The organism is Paenibacillus sp. J22P59 (genome assembly GCF_059383895.1).
Genome location: NZ_JBXENX010000010.1, coordinates 75,399 through 91,621 on the forward strand (window position 1 = coordinate 75,399; position 16,223 = coordinate 91,621).

Annotated in this window: 8 protein-coding genes; all 8 read right to left on the reverse strand. The window is 42.5% G+C overall.

Going from position 1 to position 16,223, the window contains the following annotated elements; translation table 11 throughout:
- Window positions 1–3: 3 nt before the first annotated feature.
- The 8 genes from AC50YO_RS18160 to AC50YO_RS18195 all read right to left on the reverse strand — a co-directional run bounded on the left by AC50YO_RS18160 (window position 4) and on the right by AC50YO_RS18195 (window position 15,922).
- Window positions 4–1,164, reverse strand: a complete 1,161-nt coding sequence (locus tag AC50YO_RS18160) for a sensor histidine kinase (RefSeq protein WP_494849385.1) — start codon at window positions 1,162–1,164, stop codon at window positions 4–6.
- A 75-nt stretch (window positions 1,165–1,239) separates the two neighbouring features.
- Window positions 1,240–3,960: a stalk domain-containing protein gene (locus tag AC50YO_RS18165; RefSeq protein WP_494849387.1), complete on the reverse strand. Its 2,721-nt coding sequence runs from the start codon at window positions 3,958–3,960 to the stop codon at window positions 1,240–1,242.
- Between the two features lie 170 nt (window positions 3,961–4,130).
- Window positions 4,131–8,531 (reverse strand): Ig-like domain-containing protein, encoded by a 4,401-nt coding sequence (locus AC50YO_RS18170; protein ID WP_494849389.1) that lies wholly within the window; start codon window positions 8,529–8,531, stop codon window positions 4,131–4,133.
- Between the two features lie 127 nt (window positions 8,532–8,658).
- Window positions 8,659–9,861 carry a methionine adenosyltransferase gene (gene metK / locus AC50YO_RS18175; protein ID WP_494849391.1) on the reverse strand — a complete coding sequence of 401 codons (1,203 nt, stop codon included), beginning with the start codon at window positions 9,859–9,861 and terminating at the stop codon, window positions 8,659–8,661.
- A 160-nt stretch (window positions 9,862–10,021) separates the two neighbouring features.
- Window positions 10,022–10,297, reverse strand: coding sequence for an alpha/beta-type small acid-soluble spore protein (locus tag AC50YO_RS18180; protein ID WP_494849393.1), 276 nt, complete (start codon window positions 10,295–10,297; stop codon window positions 10,022–10,024).
- 114 nt (window positions 10,298–10,411) lie between these two features.
- Complete coding sequence (locus AC50YO_RS18185) at window positions 10,412–10,897, reverse strand: hypothetical protein (RefSeq protein ID WP_494849395.1); 486 nt, start codon at window positions 10,895–10,897, stop codon at window positions 10,412–10,414.
- Window positions 10,898–10,988: 91 nt separating this feature from the next.
- Window positions 10,989–13,076, reverse strand: coding sequence for a COG1361 family protein (locus AC50YO_RS18190; RefSeq protein ID WP_494849396.1), 2,088 nt, complete (start codon window positions 13,074–13,076; stop codon window positions 10,989–10,991).
- Between the two features lie 260 nt (window positions 13,077–13,336).
- Entirely contained in the window at window positions 13,337–15,922 is a 2,586-nt protein-coding gene (locus AC50YO_RS18195) for an S-layer homology domain-containing protein (RefSeq protein WP_494849398.1), read from the reverse strand.
- Window positions 15,923–16,223: the final 301 nt, after the last annotated feature.

The window sequence follows — 16,223 nt, forward strand, 5'->3', positions numbered from 1 at the left end:
ATCTTACTCCTTTCTATTCTCTGCTGAAATAGGGATATGAAATATAACTTTCGTCCCTTGTCCGATTTTTGAGTCGATTTCCATCCTCCCTTCGAGAAGATCCACCCGCTCTCGCATGCCGATTAGACCAAAATGGGAGTTACTGCTTGCTTGATGCTCAACAAGTTCACTTTGAAAACCTACCCCGTTGTCCGTAACGACAATCGTAACTCTCTCCTGCGAGAAAGCTACCTCCAATGTAACAAATGAAGCGCCTGCGTGCTTGTGGGCATTCGTATAAGCCTCTTGCACCAGACGGTAAATAGCTGCTTCTATTGGAGACGGCATCCGAACTTCTTTCCCTGTCAGCTCAAATATAGTACGTATCTTGGTTCTTTCTTCAAAGTCATGCACGAACTTCCGAATCGCAGGAACTAGACCCAAATCATCCAATGCCATCGGCCGCAAGTTAAATATAATTTTGCGGATTTCCTCCAGGCCTGAACGTACTTGGCCTTTCAAATCTATTAATTCGTCCTGCACTAGTTGAAATTCCTTCTTAATCAACATTCTTTCTGCAATTTCAGTCCGCAACACGATATTGGCCAGCGATTGAGCAGGTCCATCATGAATTTCTCGCGAAATTCGTTTCCGCTCCTCTTCCTGAGCTACTATAATTTTGAGACCAATCATTTGTCTAGTTTTGGCTGATTCCAGAATTCGCGACACTTGGTTCAGGTCGCCGGATAAATACTCCAGCACCACATTAATTTGCGAGGCTATCGTCTCTGCACGTGCTATAGACAGCTCCACATTGCGCACTCGCTTCTGCAGATCGTCTCGGCGTGTTTTCAGATAAGCTTCCTTCTCGCGGTATACCATAAGATCAAGCTGGATTTGCGTTGCTTTCTCATAGGCTGTCTTAATATCTTCTTCCTTATATCGGACAAAATCCCGGCTGACCTCCGTCAGCCGGATTCTCGCATTTCTATACTCCTTCTCAAGCTGATCCACTTTTTCAATCGTCTTAATCGTTTCTTGGAGCACGATCTCAAGCTCTTGTCCAAGTGCTTCCATCTCGGCCCGAGCTGTTTCACAGATTTCGAAAATTTGAATTTTACTGTCCTCCATAACGGAGACCGCATTGGAAATAACACGGTTGATATCGATTATATGTTGGTCCACGACGGATCGGCAACCTTTCTCATAGCAGGTTATACCATTCTATCATACCACACTTTGGAGGCTTGACGTCCACACTTAATCAATGGTAATCTTTTTCGTTTTATTCTCATAACCCACCTTTAGACCTAGTTTTTCAGAGAATAAACGAATAGGAATGAGCGTCCTTCCATTCCTTATAATTGGTGCAACCTCAGTGTCAGATAGCGCGCCATTTACAACAACTTCCTTTTTCCCTATGAACATTTCTACCATTTGAGAGCCATTCAGAACGGTCACCCGATTGAGCTTATTGTCCCATTTCAATGTAGCGCCCATGGCATCCGACACGAAGCGAATTGGTACATAAGTGGTACCTTTAAGCTCAAGAGGAGCAACATCAAGCGTCATCGCTTTACCAGCGACAGAAGCGTTTTTCTTGCCTATCGTCATCTCAATTTTCTTGTTTTCCTTGGCTACAGTTGATCCCGGATATTGCAGCTTCAGGTTATCAATTCCGATAGTCCCTGTTGCTGACCTCTCATCCTGACCATCAGCTATCGTGACGACATACACACGCTTCAGCTTCACTGGATACTGCATCCCATAAGAAGAAAGGTCCGCTTTTACCGATTTCCAGCCCTTCCAATCTACCTGCTTAGCCAGATCGACCAAGTGGACTTTTCCAGCCGCATCAGTAAATTCCGCTCGTAGCCAATTCAAGCTCGCATCTCCATGAACATCAAGAGTCAGGCTAGTAGGAGAACCCTCGACCGTCTTGCCACTTGTTCCGTTAAACACGGCATACACAGCTTTGGTCCCAGTTCCTGAGCTAAAGTCATAGGTAATTTGAAGTGCTTTTCCTGAGCTTTGTCCCGGGAAATCCGAGACAAGCTTTACGCTTCCGGTAGTCGTAGCGGCAGGGGTCACCTGGGATGTGATTGCATAACCGACATTCTCGAATGTTTCCAGTGTCTTCTCCGTGCTTCCTTGCGTGAAAGGCAGCATCGTCGGATAACCATCATAGCGTCCAATTGCATAGCCGTTCTTTGCTCCAGACTCTACGGATTGGACAGTCATCGTATTATCCTTCTGCGTTGCGCTGAAGCCTGTATATTCCCATTTCAAAGAGTTTCCTGATAATTTATATGCTTTACCGTTTTTGAGTGTCACCGTTACGGGTATAGATACAGTAGCACCCTTCGCAAGCACGCCGGCTGCCGTATCAATCTTGAGGCTCGCTATTTGCTCAGCCCCGATTACTTCAATCTCTTGCTTCGCTGTGACCGATCCTGACTTAACGGTGATCGTCGTTTTACCGGCCTTAGTAGCTGTGAACGTATTGCCGCTAATGGTACCAACGGCTTTTGAACTGCTCCATTGTCCATTCGAGGCATCAACCGTGTACGGGTTGTAATAAGTATCGTAACCTTTTACCGAATAGGAAGCTTTCTGACCAATAAACAGTACGCTTGAGCCGCTGATCGTAATGCCCTTCAGCTCACCTTTAGGGGCTGTCGTAAATACACCTATAGCATTGGAAATACTGCGCTGAGTCGTATTATATTGGGTGGAATGGGATAGCTGAACGGCTGTTTCTCCGAGTGGGCGATCGATCATTGTCGTAGAACCGCCGCCATCGAGATTAATTCCTTTATAGACACCAAGCTGCACCATGATTTGCTGCAGCTCCTTGAGGTTAATACCTGAGCTGTCGCCGAACTTTTCACTTGTTATGAGGTATACCTTTTTGCCATCTTTAGAATAGCCTACAGCAGAACGAGAGACATAAGAGGAGCCGCTGACACCCGTAATATCACGTGAGAAAGCTGCTGCTGCTCCGTTGTTCACTAAGATAGTATGGCCTCCTACCATCATCTCGAATGAAGAAGGATCTACCTTCTGGCCTGTTGTCTGAGAGGTTAGCGAATAATCGGATTGCACGGATTGCCCTACCTGCAGATTCGCTGTAATAAATTTAGCTGCATCTCCATGCCCTCTTAAAATATAGCCATCCTTAGGGATGCTGCCGCTCAAAGGAGCCTTCTCCGAAATCTGCTCCACGACGCCATTGCGTACAAGCACCTCTGTTGGCGTTGCACCCGAGTTTTTAGGGCGCTCTGCGCCGCCCCAGGCACTGGTATACATATATAGCGTGTTCACATGGCTATACTTCGCACCACCGACCTCTGGAAAGTTGGCGGACTGATTCATACCGGCCAGCTTGAAGGATACTCCGGTTCCAGACGTCACCGTTCCATTGAACGTATAGCTGTCAATGATCGGCTTGCGGTTCTTATCGACTGCAAAAGCATACATTCCCTTTAGCTGCATAGGGCTGGCAATTAAACTGCCACTCGTAACCTGTGCGCCCATAGGCGAGCCTTCTGTGTTCATAATGAACACATCTGCATTAATGCCTGCTACCGCACCGTTCTCCTTAGTCATGTTCAGAACTGTATTAAGCTTACCTACATTATTGTTACGACCGCTCATCGTGTTTAACTGCACATGAGGATTCGAAAGATCAATCTCAATAACATGAACGTTTGCCTTCGCTGACTTCCCGTTTCTCGTAGTCGTCCATAGGTAATCGATTTTTTGTGCTCCTGCTGTTATGTAGGACTGCTGTAACAGACTTAGCTTCGGACTCGTTGCTGCCGCGGCAACCGTTCCCGCTTTAATCGGATTAAAGCTAAGTGGAATAGCGGAAGCAAGCGGTTGGATGAGTAAAGTTCCTCCTAGCATGACGATCACTAATTTCTTGCCTAATTTATTCTTATTCTTATGTCGGCCATAGTTGTTCTCTATCTTGCGCATGGTTTTTACAACTCTCCCATCTATCAGTCTATTTATTATAGACTACTGGATTGGAAGAAAAGTTCCGTCTGAGAAAAATTAATAATTATTAATGCTGCGCGACAGTAGCATATAACAAAGAGGCAGCCCCCGATCATCCATGATCGAGGGCTGCCTGTCCTTCTTATCTATTACATATCAAGAAAATTAACTGATTCCAACAAACGCTTGATCATAACAACGGCTTCAGCACGAGTAGCATTGGTCGTCGGGCTAAAGGTGGTCGTTGTTTTTCCAGTAATAACCCCAGTGTACACCGCTTTAGCTACATCATTCTTCGCCCAGCTGCTGATTTTGCTGCGGTCATTGAATTTCTGCAAATAAGATGAAGCGGATGAAGGCAGTGTTACTGTTACTCCTGCTGTAGCTGCCGCACGAGTCATCATGACCGCCATCTCTTGACGCGTAATCGGACTATTAGGCTTAAAGGTTCCGTCCGTGTTCCCCATTACAATGCCTGCTTCTGATGCAGCACCAATATAGGCTGCCATTGCAGTACCTGTATTAACGTCTTTAAATTTGGAAGCAGCAGACTTATTGCCAGAGAGACCGAGACCTTTGGCAATATACGTCGCGAACTCGCCGCGTGTAATTGATTTCTCAGGCTCAAACTTGGTCGTCGTACGACCTTCTACAATATATTTGCGAGCCAAGGCCTGGATAGTCGTTCCCGCCCAGTGCTTACCAATATCCGAGTAATTTGCAGAGCCTTTCACTAAGGCATAGGCACCATTGCTATTGCTTTTAAAGGTGGCTACCGTCTTGCCGCCCGTAGTCGTGAATAGCGTAGGCACATATGACAATGCACCAGCTTCAGGATCGTACCGTACAACCGCTGAGGACTTTGCGTCTACCGACATTCCTGTCTTCATAGAACGGGTTATATAGCCGCTGAAGCTTGTTACTTTCTTTTCCGTCGTTCCATACGCTGCTGCAACCTCAAAGTGGGCAGGGCCTACTAGAATGGATGCATTCAAACGATTAATTGCAGACGTTAGTGAACTCGTGAGACTCGATCCCCCTTGATCGATCTTAATTAGAAGGTCACCTACCACTCCGCTTGAGCCTAGCATTCTGGCTATTTCCGAATAATTCAAAGAATTGATCGGAATTTCATACGTAATATCATTATGCTGAACCGCAAAGCTTGCTCCTTTGCCATAGTAGGTAGCGTTCTGCAACGCACTAAGAGGCACAGCTACGATTGCTGCCCGCTCGGTATCCGGAACCTTAAATACAACGCGCAGCTTACTTAGACCCGCACTTCTGGCCGCTTCATAAGCATTAATGATTTGTTGTGTCGAAATCGAATATTTATTCGTATACGTTCCTGCTGGAGATACAGCTGAAGTCGTCGTAGCCGCGGAAGTTTTTAGTCCGATGCCACCTCCATCAGCTTCTGTGTAATCCCCATTCAAGGAGTCGATTAATGTTGTCTGGTTAGCAACTGATGTGGATGTGAAGCCTTCAATCGTCTTTCCGCTTGTCGTGCGAATGCCACTGGAGCTTGTGTAATAGGTAATATACACAGCTTCACCGATTTTTGGCGAGGCACTCAGTGTTAATGTAACTACAGAACCGCTTATCGCGACTTTTTCAACGGACAGCATGACATTCTGACTCATGACTACGAAATAATTAATAGAAGGAACATAGCTCGTATTCAACGTCTCATTGAACGTAAGGGTTAATGTCTTGCCTTTTACAATTGCGCCGTTCAAGGAGCCTGTTCCAGTGCCGACTGGCGCATATAACGAGCTGAACGACGAGGCCGCATTGCCGGCCAAATCCATTATTCTAGGCGAACTCGACGTATAGGTAACATAGATCGTATCACGGGCTGCTACTGATGAGCTGAGTGTTAGTATTACACGATCACCGGATACGGCCACCTGAGTCACTGCACGCAATGTATTATTTACAAGCACGCTGTAAGAGCCTGTATATGGCACTGAGGTTGTACTCAAGCTTTCACTATAATTCAACGTAATCGTAGAGCCGCTGCTATATGCACTTAGTACTGTTGGTGCAACAGCATCTACGTTGTTCGTCAAGCTATAGCTGCTGAATGCTGCGACTTTAACACCAGCAGTATCAGTGATAGGATAAATACTCGGCGAATAAGTAAGGTATGCGGTTTGCCTGTCCGTTATGGTCCCATTAAAAGTTAACGTCAGATTTCTGCCGCTTGTATAAAGCGAGTTCGCACTATAATAATTGCCGCCTACATAAATACTGAACTGTTGATAGGCATAGCTGCTTGCAGTAGCCAGCTCTTTATTGAACGTCAAGGTAACCGTACTTCCGGAAACCGAACCGCTAACTAATGCAGGAGCTGTGGCATCCACTAATGGCGTTACATCTCGATTAGAGATGTCCAAGGCCTGATTCTGCAATAGATCCTGAATTCCGCCACTCGCCGGCTTGGAATAAGACAATTTGACGATTTGTCCATTAATAATGGCACTAGACAACGTTAGCTTGACTGTTGCTCCTGCGACTGATACAGCTGTTACGGGACGAGATACGCCATTTACCGTAATATAGAAGTTGCCTACCACCGGAATAGAGGAAGCATTTAGGTCTTCATTAAATGTCATAGTAATTGTGCTTCCGCTGTATTCCAGCTTTGTTACAGCTGGCGGCACAGTATCATTGCCGATCGTTTTAAAAGCCCATTGGTATTGATTCTGAATCCCACTAAACGTATTACCGGCTAAATCTATAATAGCATTTGATGAAATCTCCATATAATAGTTAGTGTTGCCTTCCAACGTTACTCCGTCGGGCAGGGTAATATAAACTAATTTTGTATTCGTACCATCCACATGGAAATTTGTTTTTACATCTTGTGCAGTCTTACTGCCAATAGGTTTTATCCAGATAGAGCCTGCGCCTTTCACTACTGTTTCACTAAACTCCACAGCAAAATAACTATTAGTCAGTACGTTTGAAGTATTGTTAACAGGATACGTCGATACTATAGTTGGTTTAATCGCATCCTGCGTCACACGAAAGTTCCATCCCTGAGCAGGTACCCCTGCAAAGAAATTACCTGCAGCATCCCGGAATGCACGATTCCCTATAACGATATAATATTGCGAGTTGTTAACAAATGGTTTGGCAATATCTCCATAATATAATGCTTTATTTGGATCAATAGTTATTTTAGTCGTACCGCCACCAGTAACATTGTCTGAAGTTACTGGAATTGATCGAAATAATACATTATTAACAACATTACGTATTTCAATATTCCCGGCATTCGGATAAACAGGCTCATTAAAAGTAATTTCAAGCTTTGAATTAAGCGTATTTATTATGCCATTATGTGCCGGAGCAAATCCAGTCACAAGAGGAGGTATCGTTTCATCTCCCGGATCTGTTTTAAAATTCCAGGTGGAGGCATTAGAGATGCCATGGAACCATTCACCCGTCCATTTATTTTTGAAGGCACCTGCATCAATAAGGATATAATATTCAGTATTAGCTCGCATCTTCTGCGGTGTAATGGTCACAGTCGATCCATTTATAGATACTCTGGTTGTATCAGCAGGGTTTATTTTCTCATCATAGTTATCATCTACACGTACTAAATGAATATATCTTCCAACTCCGTCCACATTCGCCGCTATTTCCTTGTCGAAATTAATCTGAAAGGATTGGGCTACAGGAACCGAAGTTGCATTATCGACCGGATATAGTTGAACCGCATTCAAAGGAGCTGCAGCAGTCTTGAAACTCCAGCTATAACCCGGATATTTATTTCCTGCACTATCTTGAATAACTCCATTTGGTATAGAAAGTGTGTATGTCGTATTTGGATATAATGCTACTGATGGTGTAATCGTAATGGTATTGGAGCCGCTACCTGTCACCTGATTAGATGTAACTGGTATTTGTCTATCATCATAGGTAGTAGGGGTTACATCTGATACCAAACGAAAATCTCCACTAGCTACATATATGCCTTCATCAAAAGTCATTGAGAACGATGTCGTAATAGGTATATCCAATGCCCCTGGGGCTGGAGAATGAGCTTGAAGCACAGGTGGAATGGTATCTACTTGAACGACCGTCTTAAAGTTCCACTCATAAGTCGTAGCAATTCCATTGAAATTTGCGCCGTTAGAAACGTTAGCGAATGCGCCTGGCTCAATAATGACATAATACTCCGTATTCACTTGAAAGGGTCTGCTTGGTTGTATCGTTACATTTCTTCCTGACCAATCGATCGTAACTGCTCCACTAGAGGCAACTACGAAGCTTTCGAACACCTTATTCGTTTGGTATTCATAAATAATTATGGACGCCGAGCCATTTACTTTTGTAATGCTTTCATCAACTGTAAAGGAAAGTTGAGCGCTTGGCGCTACGCTTTGAAAGTCATCGGCCGGACTTTTGCTTACAATAACAGGACCCAGGGCTGCCGCTTTAATAGGCTGCGACATTGTTAGCCACTCTGGCAATGAAATTTGAAGTAATAGTACAACAACTAAAACAAGGCTTATCTTTTTAAAATATCGGCTCATTCCATTCACTCCCTAAAAATTTACACTCGTACTATATTTGTCGGCTTCAAGGCCTCAATAATTAAGGGTAAATAAAAAAACAAGCTCTGAATCTTAAAGATTCAGAGCTTGCCTTCTGTAGTTATATTTAAGCCAAAGCTTCTGCTTTAAGCTTGTCCGCTTTATCAACGCGTTCCCAAGGAAGGTCGATATCCGTACGGCCGAAATGGCCATAGGCTGCTGTTTGTCCATAAATAGGACGGCGAAGATCGAGCATTTTGATAATGCCAGCAGGGCGAAGATCGAAGTTGCTGCTGATAACCTCAACAAGCTTCTCTTCGGATACTTTTCCCGTACCATAAGTATCCACGCTAATGGATACAGGCTGTGCAACACCGATTGCATACGCTAACTGAATTTCGCATTTGTCAGCTAGACCAGCTGCTACGATATTCTTAGCCACGTAGCGGGCCGCGTAAGCTGCCGAACGGTCAACTTTAGTCGGATCCTTACCGGAGAAAGCGCCGCCGCCATGACGAGCGTAGCCGCCGTAAGTATCAACGATAATTTTACGACCTGTTAGGCCTGCATCACCTTGTGGTCCGCCGATAACGAAGCGGCCAGTAGGATTAATGAAATATTTAGTATTCTCATCAAGCCATTCAACTGGAACAACTGGCTTAATAACATGCTCAAGGATATCAGCTTGGATTTGCTCCAATGTGATTGCTTCTGCGTGCTGGGTGGATACAACAATTGTATCTACACGAACAGGCTTGCCATCCAGATATTCAATCGTTACTTGCGTTTTTCCATCTGGTCTTAAGTATTCTAAAGTGCCGTTCTTACGAACTTCAGCCAAACGACGAGCGATGCGATGCGACAATGCGATTGGCAAAGGCATAAGCTCAGGTGTCTCATTCGTCGCGAAGCCGAACATTAGACCTTGGTCGCCTGCACCGATATCTTCATTTTCTTGCTGAACATCTTTACCGTCACGGCTTTCTAGAGCAGCGTTTACACCCTGCGCTATATCAGCGGACTGTTCGTTCAAAGAAGTTAGTACTGCACAAGTACTGGAATCGAAACCGTATTTCGCGCGCGTATAGCCAATTTCTTTGATCGTACGACGTGCAATTGCGGAAATATCAACATAATCTGCGCGGCTGCTTATTTCTCCAATTACAAGAACAAGCCCTGTTGCAACCGATACCTCACACGCTACACGTGCATAAGGATCAGCCTCCAAGAATGCGTCAAGGACAGCATCCGAGATTTGATCACAAATTTTATCCGGGTGGCCTTCTGTAACCGACTCTGATGTAAATAAATGACGACCTTTTAATGACATCCGTATCTACCTCCTACAGCCTTAGTATTTAATAAGTGCAAAGGTTCTACACAAAAAATGAACCTTTCCCGTGTGGGAAAGGTTGTTAGACAACTCTCTAGTTCAGTATAATACCGAAAATGTCTCTTTGTGTCAATGGATTAACTCGCTAATCTAATGCTTAATTATATCCGCGCAGCACTTGCTCAGCTTGTGCTATTAATCGTTTCGTAATCTCGCCGCCGACTGATCCTGCTTGGCGAGTTGACAGCTCCGACCAATGTACGCTAGGATTTGAACCCGCATAAGAAGCACCAAGCTCATTCGCAAATTCCGTATCTTCACCTTCACTTACTGCATAAGAGGAGCTTAAGCCAAATTCTGCAGCAATTTCATACTTCATCTGATGTAAGGCGGCACGACTTCCTGGTACAACTACTTTATTGGATCGACTCATAATAAGGACACCTCCAAGGAATATAGGAACATGCCTTATTGTGTGTTCGCACACCATTTCTGAAGCGTATAATCTTTTGTCATATAGAGAAAAATATAGCACATACAGCAGAGTTTACTGAATCTTATAGCTTCCTCTAACAAGAACCGTCAATGATTTCGTGTACGCCGGATCTGTTGTGATGCCTCGACCACCTCGAGGAAATATAATCAAATGATTGGCAGGAACAGTAGTTCCTTTACTAAGATCTTTCCCTGCTGTCACATCAGCAATTCCATTCGTATCGGTACTATAGGCAACAGCCTTGCCGCCCCTTACAATGATTTCAGCGCCATCTGCTGCGATTAATATCTTACCGTTCGGAACAGTGACAACCTCCAGTGTTGAGGAACCCCCTGTACCAGCCTCAGGCTTCCCTCCACCCGATGCTTTTGCCACTTGCTCATCAACATAGCTCTTCGTTACAACGGGATCATCAATGGACCCAGGCACGCTAGACACGCTATCAGCATCTATCGCATTAGGGTTCAAATAAGCAATTCCGAATCCTCCTGTGACAAGCAAGGCTCCTACAGCAATTCTAGTAATCCATTTTTTCATTCTTATTGCTCCTTCCTGCAAAAAAAATCAGGTATCTTAAACTAAGATACCTGATTGCGTTGCATTGGTCTACCCTTTTAGTGGAAATCTCTTAATTAGTTATAGCTGGATCTGCCCAGTTCAGGTAAGGCGACCAAGTAATGTTTTTTGAAGCAATTTTCTTCTTGTAGCCATTGAGCTCTTCATAGATATTGAAAGAAAAGGTCTTGGACACTAATTTTTTCGACACATTTTCATTAACTACGGTATAGTTACTTCCTGTTTTCCAAAGATAGGTGCCTGTTGCTGCATCTATTTCAAATCCTACTTCCACCATCTTATTATTAGTTGACTCATCTTCAAGTACAATCGTAAATTTCTTATTGCTGTATCCGTCATAGCCTTCATCCTTTGTAACATTTCCTTTAAGATTCATAGTAACATTTTCGTTAAATTCGCCATGTAAATGAGCAATGATCGACGTATAGCTAACTTTATACGGACCGAATTGAAGATTCGTCAAGTCAGACGTGCCTTTCTTATCTTCAGGCAGGTTGAATTTTGCTGCATCCATAAAGCCTACAACTTCACCTTCATCAGTGTGGACCAGGCCTTTATCATTAAAAGCTAGCCCTAAGAGGAGCTTGGCTCCAGTCATATCCACATTTTTAGGAATTTCGGCTGTAAATATGACTTGTTCTTTTTTAGATGGATTAATAACATTCGTTGTTTTGATAAGCTTTGCTTGATAAATATTGCCGTTCGCTGTCTCCAAATAACCAACAAGCTTAGTTGTAGCTTTAGGGCGGTTTTGCTTGTTCGTTACATCCATATATACTGCGTATAAGTTTTTAGTTTGTCCATCATATAGACGTACATCTGTCACTTGCGCGGCAAATTTCTCGCCTTTTGCTGCTACACTATGATTATTACCCAAAGTAATAATCTTTGGAAGCAAAGGAGTAGTGGTTCTTAAATCCGCAAGCTCTGTCTTCTTCTCTCCATCAATCTCAAATAGTTTAACCTTCAGATTGTTAATGCTGTAGTTGTTTGGAACCGTACTATAATAATACACCTCTGCAGAGGATTTAGATGCAATTGAAATTTCTTCTCCTAGTGGCAGCAGCTTAGTTTCAATCTGAGCACTATCATTCACGTAGAATGCTCCTGTGATTTTAGGAAGTGGTGCAGGCTTCGTACCTTTATTCGTTATTAATAATTTACCTATAACAACATCGTTATCCTGCCATGGATATTTCTGAATAGAAGCTACCGAAATATCGTACTTATAGTCCCCATTAGTATATTCATACTTATTAGCCGTTCCTGTTACTGTAGGGGCCTTCATACTAACGAGAAATCTCGCTACAGGTACATTAATCGCTTCTTTGCCTTCCGTAGCAGAAGAGGACTGAACGGCCAGCAACTTCATACCGGATGTCTTAATCGTTGTAGGAAGCTCTAGACTTAATTTAACCGTTTCTAATATTTGTGGACGTAAAGTAATTCCCTGTGTAGCATCTGTACTGTTAATCTTTGCTTCATATAAGGAACCAGAAGCAGACTGTAAGAAGAATTTGAAGTTCGTTAATGTAACATCGAATAGTCCGGTATTACGCATAGCTACTTCTATGTTGATCTTATTCTCCTTAGTTGAAGGTGTTATTGTCGACTTATTAATTCTCATATTTACACTTGAGTTATTGATCTTAACCGATTTGTAACCATATAGTTTCACGTCATTATTATAAGTGCTAGGGAACATAAATTTCCCTATAGTGCGTTCGTAACCAGAAACACTAAAATCGAATTTAATAATCTTGAGAACTAGATTAGATAGTTTCACATTACTCGATAATTCACTATAAAAAGTTAATGTTGTACTGGATTTTGGGGCAATGCTTTTTTTGGATTTATCAGTATCTAATAATTGCAAAGTATATTTATTGCCGCTTACGGAAGTCAATCTAGCCCAATAATCTTGTAAGTTCATCGAACTAGATCCGCCATTATAAAAAGTAACAGTAAAGCTCGCTGTGCTTCCTTTGCTGCTTGGAATAATATCAGCGCTTTCAAGCTTAACGTAAGAATTTCCACTTATGTATACTGGCTTTATTGCTGTAGAGCTTGCAGCATGAATTACATTGTTCAACATAGGGGCCAATAACGATAGAACTAATGCCACTACGAGTGTAAACATACCGCATAATCTTACAAATCGTTTTGACTGTAGTACCTGCACTCTGATCAACTCCGCATCTTTTTTTATTTAGACGTAAACAAGCAGGAAAAAGTTTCGTTTGACTTACATAAAAATGTAAATCTTCTCTATTTATTTTAGCAGAGTACTATGAACGATATATGAATAGAAGCGTATTTCCTCAATGCTGCATGTTATATAGCAAATAAAACAAAAAAAGAGCTCGATGAGTTTCCTCATCAAGCTCTCTTTCTTTGAAATTAGTTGAATTTTTTGATTGTTACTGCTTTAGCCACTGGTTTGCCAGCGATAGTATTAAGACTATCAGCACCTACGAATACATCGTAATCAGCAGCAGCGCTGTAAGCAGCGGAAGTCAGATCATAAAGACCGCCAATTGTAACATTGTTGTCTTTATCAACTACATAAACAACTGTATCAGAGTTGATTACATACTCTTGATCAACAACCAATTTGTTAGCTGCAACATCAATAGCAACGATGAAGTCACGAGCAGTTACTGGGTTGATATCATCATGTGTACCGAACTCTGGACCATTATCAGTAAGAGCTACGAATGTTTTGTTAGCAGCTTTGTAAGTTGTATCTTTACCAGCAATAGCTTTTTGGTAAACATTCTCAGTTACTGTAATAGTTTCTTTAGCACCATTAACGTTAATTACTGCTTTGTAAACAGTGCTTGAAGATACTTCAGCATATGCACTTTCGAAGATACCGTATTTAGTAGCCAATTGGTCGCTAGTCGCTTTCTTAACGATAAAGATATACTTAGCGAAAGTACCGTCAGTTACTACCACTACTTCGGCATTCTTGGCAACTGCAGCATAATCAACTTTCTTAACAGCGCGATCTTCAGGTTTGATGTCATTAGACACTTTCACATTAGAAGCATCAAATACAATCGTGTTAGCATTTACATTGTAAGTAGTAGTACCAGTGGTACCATTTACAACATAATCTGTTTTCAAAGAAGTATCGGATTTCTCTTTAACTGCTACTTTAGCGCCAGCAAGACCTACGCTGGATATAATGCCTTCGATTTCACCGTTAGTTTTGAATTTCCACTCTACGAAAGTACCTACACCAGTAACTTCATCAGCAAACGTTGTAGCTGGAAGGTTAATAGTCAGAACTTTATCTTCTTTGATCGAGTAGTATTTAACTTGATCTTTAATACCACCTACGAGACCATTTTCAACTACTTGAACATCGTTTTTGATAGACAAGATTACAGCGTTTTTGTTGTCAGCTGCGCCTGGAACAAGCAGTTCAGCTTTAACGATTTTGTCGCCTTTGTTAAGAACCAGTTTGTACTCAGCATCTTGTGTAAGAGCCAATGTGTTGCTAAGTGCTACATAGTTAGTTCCAGCAACTTTGTAAACTACAGAACCATCAGATTGTGGCAATTTAGCTTCAACTTTACCAGTAACAACTTTACGAGTTGCTTCGATTTTCGAAGTCAATTTCGAAGAGTTGTGAACGATGTTCAGAACATCATCTTTAGCAAGGTCAGCGATAGCTTTAACTTCATCGTTGATTGTTACAACAGTAGAAGCGTCAACATCAACAGCACCTTGGTTAGTGATAACGCGAGCTTTTGCAGTTGCGTTAGCATCTACATAAGTTTGGTAAAGAGCATCTTTAATATCGTATTTAGTAGCTACGATAGCACGAGCGTTACCAGCTTTGTTCAAGAACACAGTTACTTCTGTATCAGCAGCAATTGTGTAAGTAGCAGTGTTAACTACGTCACCGTTAACTGCGATGAAAGCAGTTGGCTCGATGTATACACTGTCAAGAACTGTAGTACCTTGTTTAACAACTACGCCAGTAGTAGCTTGAGTTACTGCATTTTTCAGAACGCCTTCGATAGTGCTGTCAGCGCTTTGAGCATCAGTAATAGCCAATACTTTCTTAGGATCTTCGTTGTTATACAATACGTTTACAGAATGACCTTGAAGTTCGCTAAGTTTCTTACCACCAGTGATGATGTAGTTAGAAGCAAGCGTTTTTTGGCCAGTAGTAAAAGTTACTTTGTTGTTAGCAACAGTGCTGTTTTTAACAACTTCAGTAGTGGAAGTACCCAATTTGGAAATCAGAAGAACTGGGTTACTTTGTTTGTCATAAACGCCTACGAAGCGCTCAGAGTCAGCATCCCACTCAACCAATTGCTCGTTCAAGCCATTGTTAGTGATTTGTGCAACGATACCACGAGTTGCAAGCGTACCTGGTTTGATGTCAACTTTGTTGAACAAGCCAATGTCTTCAGCTTTAACCAGTACGTTGTAAGGCCAAGCGCCCAACAGGTTTTTATCGTTGAAACCAACTGCACGGATGATGATTGCTACTACTTCTTCAAACTTGATGTTGTCGTTAGGACGGAACTTGTTAGTTCCTTTGTCACCAAGGATGAAACCTTTTGTTGCAGCAACGTTGATGTAACCAGTGTACCATTGGTTAGTTTTAACGTCTTTAAATTGTGGCTTAACGGAGTTCATAAGCTCTGCAGCTTTAGCACCGCCAGTTGCCGATACTACGATTTTCGCGAGCTCAGCACGCGTAATTTTGTTTTCTGGTTTGAAAGAACCATCTGCATAACCATTAATAATTTCGAGAGCCATAAGCTCCTCAATTGCGCTTTGTTCTTTCTTGCCTACCACGTCAGCTGGCGTTGCAGCAAATGCTGGAACCGCTACGGAAAGGACCAATGAGAAAGCAAGCACGAATGCTAATAAACTTTTCTTCATAACCTTTTTTTCTCCTCCTCTAAATTGCTTCGGTTGTTGAGAGTTTTGTTTGACTAATGAATTGCTCGTTTCCCTCATAGCCGTTTCACCCCCTTCCCAGAGTTGAGCAGTATTTAGTATAGAAAATGTCTGCTGCCATGTTTAACCCTATGTAATAACATGTCGCAGAAACTTGTAAACGAATCTAGGTAAATATAGTAGAGAAGCCATACCACTTTAACATTATACAATGGGCTACCCTCACCGTAAAGAGAAAGTTGAGAATTCATTCCAACTTACCCGAAAAAGAAGTAGGTCCTTTGTATGATGCCGTGGCGATTATTGTAATGACATGTAATTAAACGCATAGCTGAGCAAAAAGTTGCGATATGATCCAAAA